18 protein-coding genes, 2 tRNA genes, 2 rRNA genes and 3 pseudogenes are annotated in these 20,175 nt (G+C 45.2%); 8 read left to right on the forward strand and 17 right to left on the reverse strand.

Going from position 1 to position 20,175, the window contains the following annotated elements:
• Positions 1–10: 10 nt before the first annotated feature.
• Complete coding sequence (locus tag Tanf_RS05840; protein WP_046825225.1) at positions 11–1,525, forward strand: RagB/SusD family nutrient uptake outer membrane protein; 1,515 nt, start codon at positions 11–13, stop codon at positions 1,523–1,525.
• Between the two features lie 86 nt (positions 1,526–1,611).
• Positions 1,612–3,420, forward strand: a complete 1,809-nt coding sequence (locus Tanf_RS05845; protein WP_041591062.1) for a DUF4091 domain-containing protein — start codon at positions 1,612–1,614, stop codon at positions 3,418–3,420.
• A 6-nt stretch (positions 3,421–3,426) separates the two neighbouring features.
• Here Tanf_RS05845 and Tanf_RS14220 read toward each other — a convergent pair.
• Positions 3,427–4,109, reverse strand: a protein-coding gene (locus tag Tanf_RS14220; RefSeq protein ID WP_369057633.1) for an IS1 family transposase whose coding sequence is annotated in 2 segments (ribosomal slippage) — positions 3,427–3,749 and positions 3,749–4,109 — 684 coding nt in all. Because the reading frame shifts where the segments join, the coding sequence is not laid out codon by codon here.
• Positions 4,110–4,331: 222 nt separating this feature from the next.
• Between Tanf_RS14220 and Tanf_RS05860 the strand changes: the two genes are divergently transcribed.
• From Tanf_RS05860 to Tanf_RS05875, 4 genes and pseudogenes are all read left to right on the forward strand, one after another.
• The gene (locus Tanf_RS05860; protein ID WP_046825227.1) at positions 4,332–6,044 is read left to right on the forward strand and encodes a SulP family inorganic anion transporter; all 1,713 of its coding nucleotides are present in this window, start codon (positions 4,332–4,334) and stop codon (positions 6,042–6,044) included.
• 91 nt (positions 6,045–6,135) lie between these two features.
• A protein-coding gene (prfB, locus tag Tanf_RS05865) for a peptide chain release factor 2 (RefSeq protein WP_140230603.1) occupies positions 6,136–7,255 on the forward strand; the annotation gives its coding sequence in 2 pieces (ribosomal slippage) (positions 6,136–6,198 and positions 6,200–7,255; 1,119 coding nt in all).
• Positions 7,256–7,277: 22 nt separating this feature from the next.
• Entirely contained in the window at positions 7,278–8,378 is a 1,101-nt protein-coding gene (locus Tanf_RS05870) for a glycosyltransferase family protein (RefSeq protein WP_041590603.1), read from the forward strand.
• Positions 8,379–8,539: 161 nt separating this feature from the next.
• Positions 8,540–8,806 (forward strand): annotated as a pseudogene (locus tag Tanf_RS05875) (transposase); the annotation flags it as partial.
• Here Tanf_RS05875 and Tanf_RS05880 read toward each other — a convergent pair.
• From Tanf_RS05880 to Tanf_RS05910, 8 genes and pseudogenes are all read right to left on the reverse strand, one after another.
• A complete protein-coding gene (locus Tanf_RS05880) occupies positions 8,799–10,148 on the reverse strand; it encodes a type II toxin-antitoxin system HipA family toxin (protein WP_046825230.1) in 1,350 nt (449 codons plus the stop codon). The pseudogene Tanf_RS05875 and the gene Tanf_RS05880 sit on opposite strands and share 8 nt — an antisense overlap.
• On the reverse strand, positions 10,145–10,441 hold the full coding sequence (locus Tanf_RS05885; protein WP_041590605.1) for a helix-turn-helix domain-containing protein: 297 nt from the start codon (positions 10,439–10,441) through the stop codon (positions 10,145–10,147). The genes Tanf_RS05880 and Tanf_RS05885 overlap by 4 nt, the downstream gene beginning before the upstream one ends.
• Positions 10,442–10,851: 410 nt before the next feature.
• Positions 10,852–11,067 (reverse strand): annotated as a pseudogene (locus Tanf_RS15260) (methyltransferase); the annotation flags it as partial.
• 69 nt (positions 11,068–11,136) lie between these two features.
• Positions 11,137–11,241: pseudogene (locus Tanf_RS15265) on the reverse strand (helix-turn-helix domain-containing protein); the annotation flags it as partial.
• Between the two features lie 116 nt (positions 11,242–11,357).
• Positions 11,358–11,430: transfer RNA gene (locus Tanf_RS05895), tRNA-Gly, on the reverse strand.
• 65 nt (positions 11,431–11,495) lie between these two features.
• Positions 11,496–11,578 (reverse strand) — tRNA-Tyr (locus Tanf_RS05900).
• A gap of 27 nt (positions 11,579–11,605) precedes the next feature.
• A complete protein-coding gene (gene ribH / locus Tanf_RS05905) occupies positions 11,606–12,109 on the reverse strand; it encodes a 6,7-dimethyl-8-ribityllumazine synthase (RefSeq protein ID WP_014224051.1) in 504 nt (167 codons plus the stop codon).
• Positions 12,110–12,111: 2 nt separating this feature from the next.
• Positions 12,112–12,804, reverse strand: coding sequence for a tetratricopeptide repeat protein (locus Tanf_RS05910; RefSeq protein ID WP_014224052.1), 693 nt, complete (start codon positions 12,802–12,804; stop codon positions 12,112–12,114).
• Between the two features lie 149 nt (positions 12,805–12,953).
• On the opposite strand from Tanf_RS05910, the gene recF reads away from it, so the two are divergent.
• Both recF and Tanf_RS05920 read left to right on the forward strand, forming a co-directional pair.
• Positions 12,954–14,057 (forward strand): DNA replication/repair protein RecF, encoded by a 1,104-nt coding sequence (gene recF, locus Tanf_RS05915; protein ID WP_046825231.1) that lies wholly within the window; start codon positions 12,954–12,956, stop codon positions 14,055–14,057.
• Entirely contained in the window at positions 14,054–14,347 is a 294-nt protein-coding gene (locus tag Tanf_RS05920; protein ID WP_046825232.1) for a DciA family protein, read from the forward strand. The genes recF and Tanf_RS05920 overlap by 4 nt, the downstream gene beginning before the upstream one ends.
• A gap of 8 nt (positions 14,348–14,355) precedes the next feature.
• Here Tanf_RS05920 and Tanf_RS05925 read toward each other — a convergent pair whose 3' ends face one another.
• The 8 genes from Tanf_RS05925 to Tanf_RS05960 all read right to left on the reverse strand — a co-directional run.
• Positions 14,356–14,913: a 5-formyltetrahydrofolate cyclo-ligase gene (locus Tanf_RS05925; RefSeq protein WP_080948574.1), complete on the reverse strand. Its 558-nt coding sequence runs from the start codon at positions 14,911–14,913 to the stop codon at positions 14,356–14,358.
• Positions 14,910–16,553, reverse strand: a complete 1,644-nt coding sequence (locus Tanf_RS05930) for a S41 family peptidase (protein WP_046825233.1) — start codon at positions 16,551–16,553, stop codon at positions 14,910–14,912. The genes Tanf_RS05925 and Tanf_RS05930 overlap by 4 nt, the downstream gene beginning before the upstream one ends.
• Entirely contained in the window at positions 16,550–16,993 is a 444-nt protein-coding gene (locus Tanf_RS05935; RefSeq protein WP_014224057.1) for a dCMP deaminase family protein, read from the reverse strand. The genes Tanf_RS05930 and Tanf_RS05935 overlap by 4 nt, the downstream gene beginning before the upstream one ends.
• A gap of 80 nt (positions 16,994–17,073) precedes the next feature.
• Entirely contained in the window at positions 17,074–17,679 is a 606-nt protein-coding gene (gene nadD / locus Tanf_RS05940) for a nicotinate (nicotinamide) nucleotide adenylyltransferase (RefSeq protein WP_046825234.1), read from the reverse strand.
• 39 nt (positions 17,680–17,718) lie between these two features.
• Positions 17,719–18,285 carry a guanylate kinase gene (gene gmk, locus Tanf_RS05945; protein ID WP_046825235.1) on the reverse strand — a complete coding sequence of 189 codons (567 nt, stop codon included), beginning with the start codon at positions 18,283–18,285 and terminating at the stop codon, positions 17,719–17,721.
• Positions 18,285–19,157 (reverse strand): YicC/YloC family endoribonuclease, encoded by an 873-nt coding sequence (locus tag Tanf_RS05950; protein WP_046825236.1) that lies wholly within the window; start codon positions 19,155–19,157, stop codon positions 18,285–18,287. Before Tanf_RS05950 ends, gmk begins: the two co-directional genes overlap by 1 nt.
• A gap of 377 nt (positions 19,158–19,534) precedes the next feature.
• Positions 19,535–19,645 (reverse strand): 5S ribosomal RNA (gene rrf / locus Tanf_RS05955).
• A 153-nt stretch (positions 19,646–19,798) separates the two neighbouring features.
• Positions 19,799–20,175: ribosomal RNA gene (locus Tanf_RS05960) — 23S ribosomal RNA — on the reverse strand; the annotation flags it as partial.

Consider the following 20,175-nt stretch of genomic DNA (forward strand, 5'->3'; position numbering starts at 1 on the left):
ACAAATCACAATGAATACATATAAATATATTACATGCGCTTTTGCCGCTTTCATGCTGAGTGGTTGTGAGGGACAATTGGATATAACCAATCCCAACCAGCCTACAGATAACACTTTCTGGAAAACGGAAACTGATTTCAAAAAAGCAATCACTTCTTGTTATACTCCTCTCAAAAACTGGAATGGAGGTTACTATGGAACCCGTGGCCTAATGGTTCGCATCAGCCGTGCAGACGATATAGAATTTCGTAATGACATTCAACCCATTTATTCAATGCACCGCTTTACAAACGACCCGAACAACTCGGTAGCCCAAAACATCTTCTACCAATTTTATAATGCCATATATCGTGCTAACTCTATTTTGAAAGAAATAGAAGGTAAGGAATTTTCCGAAGATTTTGTAAAAACAATACGCGGCGAAGCTACATTCATTCGTGGTATGTATTATTTTCAATTGGCTAAAGAGTTCGGAGATGTGCCCTTGCGCATGGAAGCATCACAGGACCCGGCTACCTTTCAACTGAAAAAATCCAGCCAACAGGAAATATATGCTCAAGCCGAAAAAGATTTTATAGCATCGGCCGAACTACTGCCATTGAAAAATGCCAAGGGAAAGCCTACCCGGGGAACTTCATTTGCTTATTTGGGCAAATTATATGTATACCAAGAAAAGTGGGAAGAGGCCAAAAGTGTATTGGAACCATTGACAAAATCCCCCTATATATATAAATTGGTTGAAGACTTCACATGGAATTTCGATGAAGCTCATGAGAATAATTCGGAAAGTATTTTTGAAATTCTTTATGAACCCGTAGGCGGTTCAGACCAATGGGACAATGGTGAAACCGCCAATTCCGCACAATCTACTACCATTGCGGTAGAATACGCAGCAAATGAAGTCGGTGGTTGGTTTGAGGCAAAACCGACCAAGAAAATGATGGATATTTTCATGCAAGAAAAGGCTGCGGATGGAAATTATGATTATCGCGCCCGAGCATCTGTTGCATGGAACTATCCGGGATGTATGTATTATATGAAGCCTTTTCAGGAAATCTTTAAGAACAATAAAGAAGCATTAGACTCTTACTGGATATTGAAGTATCAGAATTCTGCTACTCGCGAACAAGAGGTAGAAACCATTCCTTCTTATATAAATGAGCGTGCAATGCGTTTTGCAGATGTCATCTTGTTATTGGCCGAATGTGAATTGAATTTGAGGAACATACCTGCCGCAATTAACTACATCGACCAGATTCGTACTCGCGGCAATAATTTATTGCCATATTCAGGGAGTATAGAAGCCTCTGTAGTAAAAGAAGAGCTAATCCGTCAACGTGCGATCGAGTTTTTCAAAGAAGGCGAGCGTTTTTACGACTTGCGACGTTGGGGGTTATTGGAGAAAGAGTTGCAAGCTCAAGATCCGGTACGCTTCGCAAACTTCCAGAAACGGTATTACTATCTGCCTATTCCAGCAAAAGAAATACAAACGAACCTACTCTGTACTCAAAACGGAGATTGGTAAATAACAGTAAAATGGTCGCAAATTCTATTTTATGTATGATTGTGACCATTTTATTATCCATTCTATAATACCCAATTATGCTCAGTATGAAAAAAATTTTTTTTATCTTTCTATATGGAGTCGTATTCTCTATCAGCGGGTTCACTCAAAACATATCAGGTATTACGCATTCCGGACAGCTTACCGGACAACCTCCTTATCCTTTATTCTCTTACAAAGAATTACCCAATCCCACACCAATCAATCCAATAGCATGGAGTGAAGTAAAAGGAATAAACCTTAGTTGGGGAGAGACTCATATCCGTTATAAGAAAGAAGAACCTGCCCCCATCACCAAACTTCGGAAAAAACTGGAACTTACCGCATGGAGGGGAGAGCACATTTCCGCTCAATGGGTTGTCTGGGCAGACCGCCCGTTATCCGGTCTTTCCCTTTCAATAGGAAATTTAATCCATACCCACAAGAAAGATTATATAAAAAATGAGTGCATCCTGCCCGGATTTGTCCGATATGTCATGACAGACGAACTGAACAAAGACGGTAACGGCGGCTGCGGTGCCCGTCCAGACGCCGCAGCTTTTGACTCTATATTGGTAGCTGATCCGATAGATCACTTATCCCAAAAACTTGATATAAAAAAATATACCACCCAATGCGGTTGGTTGTCCATCCAGATTCCTCAAGATGCCATTCCCGGCATTTACCACGGGACCGTAACCGTCAAAGACGCCAGCGGGAAAGTTGGCATACTGAATTTAAGAGTCAACGTAAAGGCGCGCGTATTACCACAGCCTTCCGACTGGAAATTCCATCTGAATCTTTGGCAAAACCCATTTGCCATTGCCCGCTATCACCAAGTACCCTTCTGGAGCCACGAGCATCTGGAGTGCATGCGCCCTTACATGGAACGTTACAGAGATGCCGGTGGAAAAGTGATTACCACATCAATCATGCACAAGCCGTGGAACGGACAGACTTACGATTACTTTGAAACAATGGTGACATGGATAAAGAAAGCCGACGGTTCATGGAGCTTCGACTATACCGTATTCGACCGTTGGGTGGAATTCATGATGGGGTTGGGCATTACAAAAGAAATAAACTGCTACTCCATGGTACCCTGGCGACTGTCTTTTCAGTACTTCGATCAGGCCAGCAACAGTTTGCGGGAGATACAGACCAGGCCGGGTGAGCCTGCATACGAAGAGATATGGCTGGCCATGCTAAAATCATTCTCTGCCCACCTAAAGGAAAAAGGGTGGTTTTCCATCACTCACTTATCCATGGACGAACGCCCCATGGAGGTAATGAAAGAAACGCTGAAAGTCATCCGCAAGGCAGACCCCGACTTTAAAGTCTCTCTGGCCGGTGCATTACACCATGAATTATCGGACGACTTGCATAATTATTGCGTGGCTCTGCGCATGAAATATCCGGAAGAGATGAAAGCCCGACGAAAAGCTGAAGGCAAAGTCACTACCTTCTACACCAGTTGCGAAGAGCCTTACCCCAACACATTCACATTCAGCTCACCGGCAGAGAGTGAATGGCTCGGCTGGTACGCAGCCAAAGAAGGACTGGACGGATATCTGCGCTGGGCTTATAACAGTTGGGTCAGAGAACCATTATTAGATAGCCGCTTTTATACTTGGGCTGCAGGAGACACCTATTTTATCTATCCGGGAGCACGAAGCTCACTTCGCTTTGAGCATCTGATAGCAGGCATTCAGGCTTTTGAAAAAATCAGGATTCTGAAAGAGGAATATACGCGCACGAACAATCGTACTGGATTGAGAAGAATAGAAAAAGCATTGAAGCTTTTCGATGAAAGGACACTCAGCACAACACCTGCCTCCGTCGTGATCAAGCAGGCAAAGGCAATAATCAACGAATAGGTATTGTTAAACACATATAGCCAGCTCGTTGTTTAGTTTTAGAAAAAGTAATTTTAGGGATTTTTCTATCATATGTTTTGCCTTACTATAACACTTCTCTTTTCGTTTGAACCTTGCTAAATAATGCCTTATTCTGCTATTATAACCTTCGACTGTATAAGTTTCTGCCTTCGTTTGAATGTGTTTTACATTAGGAAGAAATTCCTTATAGCTCTTCCAATAGTCAGAATAATACACAGATGCAGGAATGTTTTTTATCTTCTTCCAAAGCTTCATCCCTGTATCTGTGCTTCTGTCCCCACAGACAAAAGAGATAAATCGTTTTCCAAATCGATCAACAGCAATCCATACCCAACAGTAGTTTTTTTTGAACCTATATATGTGTGCATTTCATCTAATTCAACAACTGAAACAGGTTCCTCTTTTTGTGGTAAAGCCACCCTTTCACCCCATTCTTTTACCCAATAGTAAACAATTGTATGACTTATTTTCAATATGCGTCCGATTGCTCTAAAACCTAAGCCCTCCAAGTACATCTCCAAAGCTAATCTACGAGTAGCAGCTGATTTTGTATTAGATTTCTGTTGAACAGTATAACGATAATGACAATCTTTACAATAATGGCGCTGACGACCACCGACAATGCCATCTTTACGATGATTTATGCTTCCACATCTTGGACAATCCATAATTTTTTTTCAGCAAAGATAATAGTACTATATAAATTTAACAATACCGTTTAAATATTTAGCAGACGCCCATAAATCTACAGGGCCCTATAGCTCTCTTTCCGACTCTTTTGAGAAAGAGAATAAGCAAAAATAGCATATTTTCCCTAACTTTGCGCTTCCGATGTGACATGGTATCGGAAGCAATTTTTTACACGTATAGCACTGATAAACGTTGATATAATGAAAAGAAAGATACGTCTTGCGCCCGAATTCAAGCCCAAATTGTGGGACTCGATAAAAACCTATACAAAAGAGAAATTCTTCGGCGACCTGATGTCCGGCATCATCGTCGGCATTGTGGCATTGCCGCTGGCCATTGCCTTTGGTATCGCTTCGGGCGTGAGTCCCGAAAAAGGAATCATTACGGCGATTATCGGCGGGTTTGTCGTGTCGTTTCTCGGTGGCAGTTCGGTGCAGATCGGTGGTCCTACCGGTGCGTTCATTGTGATTGTCTACGGGATTATTCAGAACTTCGGCATCGAAGGGTTGACAGTCGCCACGCTGCTGGCCGGCATTTTTTTAGTGCTGATGGGCCTACTGCGCCTCGGCACGGTTATCAAGTTTATCCCCTACCCGATCATTGTCGGGTTTACGAGTGGCATTGCGCTAACCATCTTTACGACACAGGTGAAAGATCTTTTCGGCATGACGATCGACAAGATGCCGGGCGACTTCGTAAGCAAATGGGTCGTTTATGCCCAACATCTCGGCAGCGTATCGTGGGTTTCGCTTCTCGTCGGGCTGCTGAGCATCGCACTCATCGTGCTGACGCCACGCGTTTCAAAAAAAATACCGGGGTCGCTTGTTGCCATCGTTGTGATGACCGTCGCGGCCTATCTTCTCCGTGAATACGCCGGCATCACAAATCTCGAAACGATTGGCGACCGCTTTGAAATCAATGCGGCACTGCCCGCTCCGGCTCGCATCTCGCTCAATCTCGATACCGTACATTTGCTGTTGCCTTCAGCCTTTACCATTGCGATGCTCGGCGCCATCGAGTCTCTCCTCTCGGCTACCGTGGCCGACGGAGTAACGGGCGACAGACATCGCTCCAACACCGAACTGATCGCACAGGGCGCTGCCAACATCATCGTCCCCGTCTTCGGTGGGATACCCGTCACCGGCGCCATCGCCCGCACGATGACGAATATCAACAACGGCGGAAGCACGCCTGTGGCCGGGCTTATCCATGCCGCCGTGCTCTTGCTTATTCTGCTCTTCCTCGGCCCCCTGACGAGACATATCCCTATGGCCTGTCTGGCCGGCGTACTCGTCGTCGTGTCTTACAACATGAGTGAATGGCGCACCTTCCGCTCCTTGCTCAAAAATCCTGCGCACGATGTCATGGTTCTGCTCGTCACCTTCTTCCTGACCGTGATTTTCGACCTCACCATCGCCATCGAGATCGGTCTGCTGCTGGCCATGGTACTCTTTATGCGACGGATGATGGAAACAACCCAAGTCTCCGTCTCGACCGACCGTCTCGATCTTTCGGCCGACAGTGAAATACGTCACGACGACGAAGTGCTCAAAATCCCCTCCGGCGTCGAGGTCTACGAAATCGACGGACCATTTTTCTTCGGGGTAGCCAACAAGTTCGATGAGTGCATGAAACAGCTCTCCACGAAGCCTCGCATACGTATCATTCGCATGCGCAAAGTGCCCTTTATCGACTCTACAGGGCTGCATAACCTCGAAAGCCTCTGCCGTCTCTCGCAACGAGAGCACATCCATATCATTCTTTCCGGTGTCAACGATCAGGTACGTGCCATGATCATGAAAAGCCGGATGGACGAACGCATCGGACGCGAGAATATTTGCGGCGACATCCACGAGGCATTGGCCCGTGCCGCCGACACACTTCAAAACAGCCAAGACGCGGAGAAACGATAAATTTGCGTACCTTTGTCCCCCGAAAAGGCTGCGGAGAGTCTTAGTTACCGCAGCTTCGAATAATAAACCATTAACGAACCGTAAACAAAAAATGATAACGACAGACCAACTGAAAGATATGTTGGAACGCGAGCAAGCGTTGAGGAGGTATCTTTGACGTCGATGCAAAGATCGTTCAGTTAGAAGAAGAAGAGCTGCGCACACAAGACCCTGCATTCTGGGAAGATGCCCAACGCGCCGAAGCGCAGATGAAGATCGTCAAAGACCTTAAGAAATGGATCGAGCTGTATCGTGAAGTACACGATGCGGCCGAAGAACTGTCTCTCGCTTTCGAGTATGTAAAAGAAAGCATCACGTCCGAAGAAGAGGTCGATGCGGCTTACACCCGGACGAAGGAGCTGATCGAAAGCCTTGAGTTCCGCAACATGCTTCGCGAAGAAGCCGACCAGATGTGCTGCGTGCTCAAGATCAACTCGGGTGCGGGAGGTACCGAGAGTCAGGACTGGGCATCGATGCTGATGCGTATGTATATGCGCTGGGGCGAGTCGAACGACTACAAGGTTACCATCAGCAACTTGCAGGATGGCGATGAGGCCGGCATCAAGACCGTGACGATGACCATCGAGGGCGATTACGCCTACGGCTATCTGAAAGGCGAAAACGGGGTGCACCGGCTCGTGCGCGTATCGCCCTACAACGCACAGGGCAAGCGGATGACTTCGTTTGCTTCCGTCTTTGTAACGCCTCTCGTCGACGATACGATCGAAGTGCAGATTGATCCTTCCTGCATCTCGTGGGATACGTTCCGTTCGGGCGGCGCCGGCGGGCAGAATGTGAATAAGGTAGAATCGGGTGTACGCCTGCGCTACCGGTACAAAGACCCGCACACCGGCGAAGAGGAGGAGATTCTGATCGAAAACACCGAGACACGCGACCAGCCGAAGAACCGCGAAAACGCCATGCGACAGCTCCGCTCTATCCTTTACGACAAGGAGATGCAACGACGTATGGCCGAAAGAGTGAAAGTGGAAGCCGGTAAGAAAAAAATCGAATGGGGATCGCAAATCCGCAGCTACGTATTTGATGACCGCCGGGTGAAAGATCACCGTACGAACTACCAGACTTCCGACGTGAACGGGGTCATGGATGGCAAGATCAATGAATTCATCAAGGCTTACCTGATGGAATTTGCCGAAACAGACTCGGAGTGAAAGAAACGTACAATCGAGCCACATGCAAAAGAAGTTACGGTTCATGTTTATCGTACAGGGTGAAGGGCGAGGACATCTGACACAGGCCATCTCGTTGGCTGCCATGTTACAGCGGCACGGGCATGAGGTGGCCGAAACGCTCGTCGGAAAAAGCCAGGCCCGCGAGGTACCCGATTTCTTCCGAACCAAGATCGGTACCCCGGTACGGTCTTACGACGCCCCGTCATTCATCTTCAAGAAAGACCGCAAGCGTCTCAACAAATTCAAAACCGTACTTTACAACGGCAGTCCGCGCAAACTGAAACACTATGGCGAAAGCATCGAGACGATTTACCGGCGTATCAAAAAAGTACGTCCCGACGTTGTCGTCAATTTCTACGAACTACTGCCTGCGCTTGCGCAGTTACGCTTCCGCATCGATATACCGTTCGTAAACATCGGGCATCAGTACTTGTTGCGCCATCCCGACTACGGACATGGCAAGGGAGATGCACAAAGCCTGATGGTGCTGCGCCTGCACACGCTGCTCACCGGGATCGGAGCCTCGAAGACGCTGGCGCTCTCATTTTACCCAATGAAAGATTTTCCGCGCGAGAAGATCGTCGTCGTGCCGCCGCTCCTGCGCCGAGAGGTGCTTGAGCTACAACCTTCCGAAGGCGATTATATCCTTGGTTACATGCTCAATCAAGGCTTCGAGAATGAAGTGCGTGAATGGCATAACGCACATCCCGAAACGAAGTTGCACTTCTTTTGGGATAAACGCGACGCGCCGGCCGACCTCGTCGTAGACGAACACTTCACCCTCCATCGCATCGACGACGAAAAGTTCCTGCATTATATGGCAGGCTGTCGCGGATACATCACTACGGCCGGATTCGAGTCGGTCTGTGAGGCGTTTTATCTGAATAAACCCGTGATGCTTATCCCTGCACATATCGAACAAGAGATCAATGCGGCCGATGCGGCATCGCTCCGCGGTGCCGTCGTGGGCGAGAGCTTCGACCTGAACCAGCTGATCGACTTTATGAACACATCGAGAACATTCGACCACGATGCATTCAGAAAATGGCTACTGTCTGCCGAGGAGATTTTTATTCGAGAGTTGACCTCCGTCGTCGGATAACTCCAATTCGGTTCACATGAACCGCCTTACTCATCCTCCTTCGTATATAGTCGCCCCTTAAATATCCTTTTAATATCTAATATTCATAAAATTAGCATGTAAAACCCTTTGATAAATCTACGAGTTTTCTTATCTTTACAGCAAGAAACTTGCAGATTTTTATGATAAAGAAGTCTCATCATACCCCTTCATTATTCAGCTGTCTATCAGACATGCTAAACCAATCGCACCCACTCTACAAATTGGCCGACAAAATAGATTGGGAGCAATTCGATACGGCTTTCCAGCCTTTGTATTGTCAAAACAATGGTCGCCCGAGTAAGCCGATTCGTTTGATGTGTGGCTTGCTGATTCTAAAGCACCTTCGTAATCTCTCAGACGAATCCGTTGTGGAACAATGGATTGAAAATGCTTATTATCTTATCTTCTTATTTTATATCCACTATTAGAGATATTGGCTCCTTTAGATTTTTTTTGCGAAGGTAAAATGAGGTTGTTCTCTATCTGCTTCATGTGATCATATTTTACACCACTTTCTTTCGCATACGTTCTCCATTGAGAAACCACATCAACCACATTCTCAATAATTAATTGCGGGTGGTTAATTCCCATTGCCTGGCCAGTCTTTTCCAGATCATTAAAAGTAAATTCATCTCGTTTGCCATTGATCGACATTTGATGTACTTGTGTCCATCTTCCACCTGGAGAATAAGCATAACAAAGGTCATAGGCAGGAGCTAATGACCACTTCCCCTCTTTATCCATAAGGAAACTATGGTTCTTAGTATGATCATCATGATTACGAGCAACGACATTAAACACCATTCTCCGAAAGAATTCTTCCTGTTGCCCATACGGAAGATTCATTTTTCGCATGATGCTGAAAGCCTCTTCATACGAATGCGGTATGTCTCTGTCTAAATGGGCAATTCCAGCTAATGATTGTACATGTATTTTTTCACCTGAATCTGTTCTGTCAAATCGTTTTGTCATGAAATGACAAAAGTCTCCTTCTGTTAATAAGCGGGATTCCATCATTTGAATACCTGAATCTAATGCCATGCGGTAATACGCGTATTCTATATTCCCTATACCACGAGGATTATTAGAAATATTCCCATGTTCTGAATAGGTTGTTCCGTCAAATTTAAGCAACCAATAAGTAAATCCATCCGGAGCTTTAACCTGTCCGGATCGCACTTCTTTTGTAATGTCATTATATGCGATAATTGCTTTCGGTTTTGCACCTCCGGCCGAGGTACCTATTTTCAAAATGTCAAGGATAGTCCGATCTTCTTGTATTAATAAATCCATAAAATTAGCTCTATCCCTAAAAACAGCATCAGATAAACTCGTCAACATATCAATACGGATTTTCGATGAAGAATCTAACCCCTTAATTGTTCGATTCGGTTCAAATTCCAATGCCCCCATCCCCCTTTTCCCGATATAACATAGTCGATCAAGAGGAGAGATATAATCGACCGGCATACCTTTCGACGAGAACCAGGCATTGATAATCTCTGTACCGAATTTATCCGGAAGTGAATCTGCAATCAATCCCGGCAACCCACAGAAACAGCCATTCCTATTCCCAAGAAACTGATATACACGATTTTCACCACTTTTATTCAGTGGCATCATCACCGGTGCGATATCAATATTTGATCGAAGGAATTCTTTGTTATATTGAAAAAGAGCAACTCCTTTTTCAGTATCCCACATCAACAACCCGACATTCTTATCAAAAAAATTCACATTAACAATCATCTTTTTCTAACTCTATATCGTTGTTTTCCCATTAGTTTCTTATATAAAATAGGGCTGACAGGCGGCTTCGGGATAAATTCATCCAGATTCTCAAGCATGTCAAGACTTCTTAATATTGCAATTAATTTTAGAGTTGAAATATTATCTCCCCTTTCTACTCGAAGGACTGTATCAATGCCAACCCCAGCATGCTCCGCGACATCTTTTTGTGTCATATCATTACGAATTCGATATTCCTTTAATCGTTTTCCTATCTCAACAAGAATAGCAGGATTACTCATTTCTCTCCACATGATTTCATTTTTTTTGATGAATTTATATTTTCTATATTGTCCGGCTCCTCACCGCTCTCCATTATACTCCCGTTTCCCATACATGATATTATTTATTTCACCGCAAATATAAATATAATATCCGATATATCAAATATTATCCATATAAAATCTATATAAAATTGCATTTATGCCATATTAAATTCAATCTTTTCTCAGATTAGAATATCAGAGACAATAAGCATATCCGGAATGGATGCTTACCAGTCGTTATTATGAAGATCGGAGATATGTTTGTATCGAATTAGGACGAATGGGTTTTACTGTTCAATCTTGATTGAATTGAAAAACTTGTTCACACTTTCGCTCTCCCCTGAAAGGGGCTAATACGTTAGGGATAGTATTGATTGTTTAAACTCTTTTTTAAAGAAAAAGAGTTTGGCCAACCAACTATTTTCACCAGCTTTCAGAAGATGCGGAGGATCAAATACGACTAATTTAAAGGACTTGTCAGAAAAAGGAATATTCGTGAAATCCACCACTATATCAGGATGAATATTTAAACTTCTCCCATCACATAGCTTATGCTTCTCATCTCGAATATCAACAAACATTGTCAATGAATTCTCTTTGTCAAACCAAAACATTCGACTTCCACAGCAAACGTCTAATATAATTTTTGTTCGTTGTGCTTTCTCTGTTTGATGGAGTATTGCCAGTTGAATTCCAAGAGCTCTCTCTATTTTACAGAGTGTCTCTAATGAGAGATTTTCTTTTCCTCTCAATATTTTTGACACATACCGTTGCGTACAACCCATTTTTGTACGTTTTTCTGCAAACATATCATGGTTTTCGTTTGTTTTTGCTACCCCCTGAAAACAAACAAAGGTTCTACGACTACTCGTAAAACCTTTGATTTCCGTTTGTTTAAGTTTAGAGCGGAAGACGGGACTCAAACCCGCGACCCTCAGCTTGGAAGGCTAATGCTCTATCAACTGAGCTACTTCCGCAATTTACATTCCCCGATGGGATGTTATCCGTACCAAGGAATTTTAGTTTTCCCGACTCGAAGAAGTGGGCAGTGATGGATTCGAACCACCGAAGGCGTAAGCCAGCAGATTTACAGTCTGCCCCATTTGGCCACTCTGGTAACTGCCCCGTTAAAATGCGCTGCAAAGATACGTTTTATTTTTTTTTCGTGCAAACTCTACGAGAAAAATCGATCATCTTTATGGCAGTCACGGCTGCTTCATCTCCCTTATTCCCGTACCGTCCGCCGGAACGGTCTTCAGCTTGCTGAATATTTTCCGTTGTCAACATGCCGAAGATGAACGGGATTCCGTATTGAAGATTCAGCTCGGTGACCCCTTGGGTAACGGCGGAACATACATAATCAAAATGGGGAGTATCACCACGCACAACGCACCCAATGACAATAATAGCATCGACCTCTTTGTTCTCTGCCATTTTTCTTGCTCCGTACGTCAATTCAAAACTGCCGGGTACTCGCTCTACACAGATATTTTTTTCCGATGCGCCATGACGCTCCAAGGTATTACAAGCTCCCTCAAGTAATTTTTCCGTGATGCTCTGATTCCACTCCGATGCAACAATTCCAAAACGCATGGACGAAGCGTCCGGCACTTTGTTGAAATCATATTCGGAAAGATTCTGGTAGACCGTTGCCATCTTTATTTCTTTTGAGCCAAAATCTCGGCACGAGTAATGTATTTGTCGATCGTCATTGCTTCCATCGACTGATGATATTTCTCTTTGATGGTCTTATAGACCTTAAGAGCCTTTTCGTACTGCTGCAAAGATTCGTAAGCAAGACCCGCCTTTTTCAGATAAATCGGGCTAATCAAATCGTTATCGGCTTTCGAAGCTGCTTTTTCAAAATAGTCAATCCCTTCTTTGGTCTGACCGGTTGAAATATAGCAGTCGCCAATTAAACCGATCATGGTAGGGGCGATCTGTGAATCGTTACCGCTATACGATTTGAGATGTTTGATCGCTTCCTGAGGATTCCCTAAGCGATAGTGACAAATACCGGCATACGCTTTGGCCAAATTGCCCGACGGAGTACGTCCGTATTGATCGATAATCGCTTCAAAACCGTCATAATCGATACCGTTCCCGTTTAATGCCAAAGCGAAAGAGTCTTGTGCCAGGTACTGTTCCCCCCTGAAAATGGCAAGTTGGGCTTTTTCGGCTTGCGGTTTGGCATACATATAATGATAAACCAGAATAAGACCTACTACCGCAGCAATCCCTGCAATGACTGCAATGATGCTCTTTTTATTTTTTTCAATAAACTCTTCCGACCGGGAAACGATAGCCCCGACTTCTATCTCTTTTTCCTCGTTTGCTGTCTTTTTCGCCATAACGATAACAATTGTTTTTGTTTTATTCTTTTTGAAATTCAGGGTGCAAAATTAGCTTTTTTATGGGAATAAACCTCATGCACAGACTATATTTTTTATTTTTGTCCTGAAATCTTTGATGACATTTATCGCATATAAGGATTAACATTATGATACTTAATAAACTGTCTGTTTTAAACTATAAAAATATCCGGCAGGCAGAGATTGCCTGTTCGTCGAAAATGAATTGTTTTTTCGGCAGGAACGGCATGGGAAAAACAAACCTGCTCGATGCGGTCTATTATCTGTCGTTTTGTAAAAGTCATGTGCACACAGCGGAAAGTCAACTGATTCATCGCGACGAAGCACTATGCGTATTACAAGGCGAATATGCGTATGAAGATCGAACGGAAGCCATTCTCTGCTCGATCGGCCGCGGGCAGCGAAAGTTGTTTAAACGCAACCAGAAAGCCTATCAGAAACTGTCGGAACATATCGGCCTGTTACCTCTGGTGATGGTCTCACCATTCGATTCGGAGTTGATTCGCGGGGGCAGCGACGAACGGCGACGGTGGTTGGATGTGATCATCTCACAATATGATAAAACGTATATGCATGCTCTGATACATTATAACAAAGCGCTGATGCAGCGCAATCGGCTGCTTCGCGACCAAAGCCGTGACCAGTCGCTGTACGAAGTGTTAGAGATGCAGTTGGTACAACATGGAGAGGTGATTTTTCAAAAACGGGCACGACTTGTCGATGTCTTTCTCCCGTTCTTCAACGAATATTATCAGATCATCTGCCAATCGTCCGAGCATGTCGGGCTTCAATATATTTCGCAACTCCGCTCCGTCCATCTGGAAGAAAAACTGGCCGAGGATCGCGAACGTGAACGCACGGTAGGATACACACTCACAGGGATTCACAAAGATGATCTTGAAATGACCTTGAACGACTCACTGATCCGGCATATCGGTTCGCAAGGGCAAAACAAGACATACTTAATCGCGATGAAACTGGCGCAGTTCTCATTTCTTGCCACCCAAAGCAGCACAATGCCGATTTTGCTGCTCGATGACATTTTCGACAAACTCGATGCGGAGCGGGTAGAGCAGATTATTCAATTAGTGGGTGGTGATCAGTTCGGGCAGATCTTTATCACGGATACGAACCGGAAATACTTAGATCAAATGCTGAAAGCCATCCAACAGCCCCATACGGTATTTAAAGTAGAAGCAGGGCAAGTATTGCCCATGGAGGGAGAAGTATGAAACGGACACATGCGCAACCTCTTGGCGAGCTGCTACAGGAATTTTACAACGAGCATCCCGAGCTTCGGCAGAAAATATTCGAAGTGCGTGTCGTTCGTGCATGGGGGGAAGTATTAGGACTCTCCGTATCGAAAGCTACGCGCAGTTTGTATGTTCGACAAGGCATTTTGTATGTCTCGGTAGATTCATCGGTGCTGCGAAACGAATTAATGCTAAACCGTACTCATTTAGTTGAAAAACTGAATGAATGTGCCGGCGCGGCAGTGATTCGGGAGATCGTTGTCCGGTAAGACGCAGCTTACCCGACAATTTCGCTGTCGGTAATGATGCGTGTCATTTTCCGATCGTGTGGTTCAGTCGGTATCCGATCGCGCAATTGAAAGCTGAAAGCAACTCCGATTGCAGGAGTGTCAGGCTGAGAAAGTAATCTGTCATAATATCCTTTTCCCCTTCCTAAGCGGTTTAACTGGCGGTCAAAAGCAATTCCGGGAACGATGAGTAATTCCGGATAAGACGTTTCAGGTAAGATGGGAGTCGTTTCAGGCTCCAAAATATCGAATGTTCCCTTCCGAAGATGATCTTTACCGATATAACGTTGCAATGAAAGATCGTCACCTACGACTACAGGCAGAAGAATCTGTTTTACCTTGTACCATTTCTCAATAAAATCGGCTGTTTGCACCTCGCCGGGAAGCGCATAGTACAATGCGACACATCCGGCTTTGCGAAACAGTTCATCTTCCTCGAGATGTCGCAACGCTTTCTGTGAATATGTTTGAAGCGCCTGTACCGAATATCCGCGCTTCAACGCGGCAATTTCTTTGCGCAAGGCTTGCTTCTCTTCCCTAAGAGTCATGGCTTGCCTTTTTCTTCTGCAGGAATTTCCGGACGCCACCGCCCTTCTTCAAGAACCTGAACCGCCCGACGTAGCGTAACATCGTCTTTTTGAAAAACAGGATAAAAACCGGCATAATCGAAGAAATGACGAACAATATACGATTGTATAGACTTTTCAATCAGATTTCTGGAGATGTTAATCAACATTGGGCGCTTTTTAACTCCCTTATGTTCGGCGTAATCCGTAAACTCACTTAATACAGGCAGTTGTTGCAAATACGCATATAAATCCTGATATGTCTTGAATGCCGAGAGACTTTTATAGTTCCGAGCGGCATATTCGATCGTAAACTGGTAAAGCAGCCCTTTATTCATCACGCTGTTATAATAAGACGTGATGTGAGACGTGTCACGCGGAATAAAGATATCGGGCATAATCCCTCCACCTCCGTACACCGTTCGTCCTCCCAACGTTTTATAAACGGACGATTGATCCATTTTGATGCTGTCGGCCGAGTCGAACTCTCCGTGAATAAACCGTTGATACAAGTCTTGTTCGTATTCGTCTGATTTGCCCAATTGATACATTTTCTGGATGCATCGGCCGGAAGGAGTGTAATAGCGGGCAATCGTCAAGCGCAGCTCCGATCCGTCACTCAAAGGAATCGGTGCCTGCACAAGCCCTTTTCCGAACGAACGACGTCCGATGATCAATCCGCGGTCATTATCCTGAATGGCGCCGGCAAAGATTTCACTGGCCGAGCCGGACAGCTCGTCTGTCAACACGATGATCGGCACCTCCTGACATGAACCGGACCCGTCAGCATGGAAGTCTTGGCGGCGATAGGCCTTGCCTTCCATATAGACGATCGGTCTTCCGCGAGGAATGAACTCGTTCAGCATACGCACGGCGGCATCTAACATTCCTCCGGCATTATCGCGCAGATCAATGATAAAGTCGGTACAGCCCTCCTCTTTAAGTTTGGCGATCGCCGTGATAAATTCGTTGTATGTGGTGCGTGCAAAGCTCCGGATCTTGATATAACCGATCTTACGTCCGATCTTATACGATACTTCGATGGAATGGTTGGGCACCTCTCCACGTGTCACCTCGAAGAAAGCAAGCTCCGACGAGCGGTCACGCTGAATCCCTAATTTTACCTTGCTGTCCCTGGGGCCGCGCAAATTACGCATGATTTCCGCCTGACTGTATTTCTGTCCCGCATACGTCGAGTCGTTGATGGAGATGATGCGGTCGAACGGTTGGAGACCAGCTTTTTCGGCCGGTCCTCCGGGCATCACCGTGATGATGAGGATCGTGTCGTTGATCACATTAAACGATACGCCTATCCCGCTAAACGAACCTTCCAGATCATCATTAACGGCTTGTACGTTTTCGGCGGGGATCAACACGGAGTGAGGATCTAACTCGCTGATAAGACTGGCTGCCGTTTTATTCACCAGGTCATTCATGTTGACCGTATCAACGTATTGCGTATCAATAATATTCAAAATCGTATTGATTTTGTTTTTCCCTGCATTCACTTCACGCATGCGGGGCGAACGGGAATATAAATAAGCTCCGAGCCAGAGACCGATGCCCAAACTTATGATAATCGCTACAAACATCCACAGGATGTATTGACGGGAATGATTCATTTTTCTTCTTGGTTCAGGTGGATAAAATCGACGATAATGCCCGCACGTTTAAGCAGCTTACAACCTTCATCCGTATGGTATTCGTCGGAATATACCACACGTACGATACCGGCCTGTATGATGAGTTTGGCGCATTCGATACAGGGTGACGATGTAATATAGATGGTCGCTCCACGACTGTTATTCGACGAGGCGGCGACTTTTGTAATCGCATTGGCTTCGGCATGGAGCACATACGGTTTTGTTACATTATTTTCGTCTTCACAGATATTTTCGAAGCCCGAAGGTGTACCATTATATCCGTCGGAGATGATCATCTGGTCTTTGACAAGTAAAGCGCCTACTTTTCGACGTTGGCAATAGGAATTTTCCGCCCAAATCGCGGCCATCTGCAAATAACGTTTATCCGTCTCGTATTGTTTTGTTTCCTTCTTTGTCATTGAATCAACATCTTATTCTGTAACTGTCGGAATTTCTTCCGTACAGGCCTACAAAAGTAATGATATTTTGTGTTTCGCCTCTATCCGAAAGAGTATTTTTTCTCCTTACGCTCCAGACTTTTTCGTATTTCCGGAATATATTCCCAAACGGCTTCAGACAGGAAAAAACGAACATCCTTTTCTTCTCTAATAGCCTGACGAATAAAGGTGGAAGATATTTCAATCATGGGTGCATTAAGACAACGCACCGCAGGGAGATCGGGAGGAATGGCGACCTCATAACCCTGACGCGGATAAACCCATATCGGGAACTCACGGAGCAGCGCATCGGATTCTTTCCATCTACTCAGATTACTCCAGCTGTCCGAACCTACGATAAGTACAAATAAAACCTCCGGATAAGCCTTACGTAGAGCACGTAATGTGTGAATCGTATAAGACGGGCGAGGCAACGAAAACTCAAAGTCGCTGGCTCTAAACTTTCCATAATCTTTAATAGAGGCTTCGACCAACGACAGTCGAAAACGATCGTTCATCAACGTATTCTCCGCTTTCAGGGGATTATGTGGCGTCACAAGAAACCATAGCTCGTCTAACGGCTCATACTCGCAGATCCAGTTAGCCAAAGCCAAATGTCCGATATGTATGGGATTGAATGAACCCGAAAAAATGCCGACCGTCTTCATTGAAAAAGAAAGCTAAAACGATATCCTACCGCCCCCTCCTCAGGAGTGAATAAAATCGGTCACCGTTTTCAACGCTTCCCGCTGTGCCTGCTCCAAATCATCATTCACAATGATTCGGTCGAATCGGGAAGCAAACGAGAGCTCATACGTTGCTTTTTCCAGCCGACGTTCAATGACTTCGGGAGCATCCGTGCCTCTCTTTTCGAGCCGGGTACGCAATGCGTCGATCGACGGAGGGCGGATAAAAACAGACAGGGCTTCAGCTCCATATTGCTCTTTGATACGGCAGCCTCCCACCACATCGACATCGAGTACGACAGTATTACCGCTCGCTTGAATACGCTCTATTTCCGACCGGAGTGTACCATAGAATTGATCTCGGTAGACTTCTTCGTATTCGAGAAATTCCCCTGCCGCGATTTTCTGCCTGAATGTGTCCGGTGTCAAAAAATAATATTCTCTGCCGTCCTGCTCTTCGCCCCGCGGAGCACGGCTCGTAGCGGAGATCGAAAAGCGAAGAGGCAAGCCTTTTTCTAATAAATAACGAATAATCGTAGATTTACCTGACCCCGACGGAGCCGAAAAAATAATCAGTTTACCCTTCATTACAATACATTCAAAATCTGCTCTTTGATCTGCTCCAAAACATCTTTCATCTGCACCACGATTTGCTGCATCTCGGCATGGTTGCTTTTCGAACCGAGCGTATTAATCTCACGACCTATCTCCTGCACAATAAATCCGAGCTTCTTCCCCTGCCCGCTCCCGTTGTTCATCGTATCGATAAAATAGTGCAGATGATTCCTCAAACGGTCTTTTTCTTCGTTGATATCCAACTTCTCAAGGTAATAAATTAACTCCTGCTCAAAGCGGTTCTTATCATATTCCACCTCGGGCACCTTTTGCAAGTTCTCGAGCAGACGCCCTTTAATCTTATCAATCCGATCCTGCTCATACGGTTCTACTTCTTTGAGCAGCTCTCCGATCGTCGCAATTTTCTGTTCAAAGAGTTTCTGAAGCATCCTCCCTTCTTGCTGTCTGAATTCAATCAGATGAGCAAGCGCGTCGGCAATTGCCTGATGAACCTTTTGCCATTCCGCTTCATCGACTTCTACCGTCTCGTTTTTGATCACATCCGGAAGACGCAGCAAGGTGGGAAACCAATCGTCCGGCAGACTCACCGACAGCCTCCCGGCCAAGTCTCGAATCTGCTCGTAATACCCTTCTACCACCGCTGCATTAATCTTCGTCGAAGTATCTTTTCCGATGTATTCAACATGTAGAATAAAGTCAATCTTCCCTCGCTCCAACTTTTGCGATAGCTCGTTGCGGATATGCATTTCCTTTTCCCGATAAGCAGACGGAATACGTGTAAATAAATCGAGTTGCTTACTGTTTAAGGACTTGATTTCGATAGTCACCTTTTTATCGGTCATTTCGGCGGTAACCTTGCCGAATCCGGTCATAGATTGAATCATTTCTTTTCGTTTCTTTTATCCGGCAAATGTACATGATAATTTTCAATCTCCCTAACAGAAAAGCAAATGCCTTTCTTCAAAGGAACATCCCCCCCAAAGATGCACTTTTTCTCTTCTTTGCAATTCGCTCTGTTTCCCGTCTATCCGAGTAAAAATTTGGGAGGTGTGGATATCGCCGGCTGTTCCGCTCGGATTTTACGTACATACGGATGCGCGAAAATTTTCTCCCGTATATAAATTTTGCCGCATACGGACGCAAGTGTTTTTGCAGCTTTTTCGCCCGGCTTTTAGGCTACGACATGGGGCGGTATATATACCAAAAAAAAGAGCATTTTCTTCTCAGAAAATGCTCCTTCTCAAAAAAAATAATACCTAAAAAACGGCGGCTACCTACTCTCCCACAATATAGCAGTACCATCGGCGTGACGAGGCTTAACTTCTCTGTTCGGAATGGGAAGAGGTGGATCCCTCGTGCTATAACCACCTTAATATCTTAAAAAAAATCTTTTGACGGTCAGGACAAAACAAAGAGGAGCTTGAAACTCTTTTCTTTCGCTCGCTTAAAGAAGCGATAAAACGTAGCAAACAGCATCTCGCCTGTTCGCAAGCCAAACATAAATCAAACCAATGCGGTTATACCCCGATAAAAAAGTTTTGGGCAATTAGTACTGCTCGGCTTTGATGTTACCACCTTTATACCTGCAGCCTATCAACGTCGTAGTCTACAACGACCCTTATATAGATATCTCATCTTGAGGAAGGCTTCGTACTTAGATGCTTTCAGCACTTATCCTTACCAGACTTAACTACCCGGCTGTGCTCCTGGCGAAACAACCGGTAAACCAGCGGTCTGTCCAACACGGTCCTCTCGTACTAGTGTCAGGATCCCCTCAAATATCTTACGCCCACGATAGATAGAGACCGAACTGTCTCACGACGTTCTGAACCCAGCTCGCGTGCCACTTTAATGGGCGAACAGCCCAACCCTTGGGACCTTCTCCAGCCCCAGGATGTGACG

It is taken from the genome of Tannerella forsythia (assembly GCF_001006485.1).
Classification (GTDB): domain Bacteria; phylum Bacteroidota; class Bacteroidia; order Bacteroidales; family Tannerellaceae; genus Tannerella; species Tannerella forsythia.

Coding starts and splice junctions, on each gene's coding strand:
- Tanf_RS05840 (WP_046825225.1), top strand. CDS start 11: ATGAATACATATAAATATATTACATGCGCTTTTGCCGCTTTCATGCTG.
- Tanf_RS05845 (WP_041591062.1), top strand. CDS start 1,612: ATGAAAAAAATTTTTTTTATCTTTCTATATGGAGTCGTATTCTCTATC.
- Tanf_RS05860 (WP_046825227.1), top strand. CDS start 4,332: ATGAAAAGAAAGATACGTCTTGCGCCCGAATTCAAGCCCAAATTGTGG.
- Tanf_RS05870 (WP_041590603.1), top strand. CDS start 7,278: ATGCAAAAGAAGTTACGGTTCATGTTTATCGTACAGGGTGAAGGGCGA.
- Tanf_RS05880 (WP_046825230.1), bottom strand. CDS start 10,148: ATGATTGTTAATGTGAATTTTTTTGATAAGAATGTCGGGTTGTTGATG.
- Tanf_RS05885 (WP_041590605.1), bottom strand. CDS start 10,441: ATGTGGAGAGAAATGAGTAATCCTGCTATTCTTGTTGAGATAGGAAAA.
- ribH (WP_014224051.1), bottom strand. CDS start 12,109: ATGGCAACGGTCTACCAGAATCTTTCCGAATATGATTTCAACAAAGTG.
- Tanf_RS05910 (WP_014224052.1), bottom strand. CDS start 12,804: ATGGCGAAAAAGACAGCAAACGAGGAAAAAGAGATAGAAGTCGGGGCT.
- recF (WP_046825231.1), top strand. CDS start 12,954: ATGATACTTAATAAACTGTCTGTTTTAAACTATAAAAATATCCGGCAG.
- Tanf_RS05920 (WP_046825232.1), top strand. CDS start 14,054: ATGAAACGGACACATGCGCAACCTCTTGGCGAGCTGCTACAGGAATTT.
- Tanf_RS05925 (WP_080948574.1), bottom strand. CDS start 14,913: ATGACTCTTAGGGAAGAGAAGCAAGCCTTGCGCAAAGAAATTGCCGCG.
- Tanf_RS05930 (WP_046825233.1), bottom strand. CDS start 16,553: ATGAATCATTCCCGTCAATACATCCTGTGGATGTTTGTAGCGATTATC.
- Tanf_RS05935 (WP_014224057.1), bottom strand. CDS start 16,993: ATGACAAAGAAGGAAACAAAACAATACGAGACGGATAAACGTTATTTG.
- nadD (WP_046825234.1), bottom strand. CDS start 17,679: ATGAAGACGGTCGGCATTTTTTCGGGTTCATTCAATCCCATACATATC.
- gmk (WP_046825235.1), bottom strand. CDS start 18,285: ATGAAGGGTAAACTGATTATTTTTTCGGCTCCGTCGGGGTCAGGTAAA.
- Tanf_RS05950 (WP_046825236.1), bottom strand. CDS start 19,157: ATGATTCAATCTATGACCGGATTCGGCAAGGTTACCGCCGAAATGACC.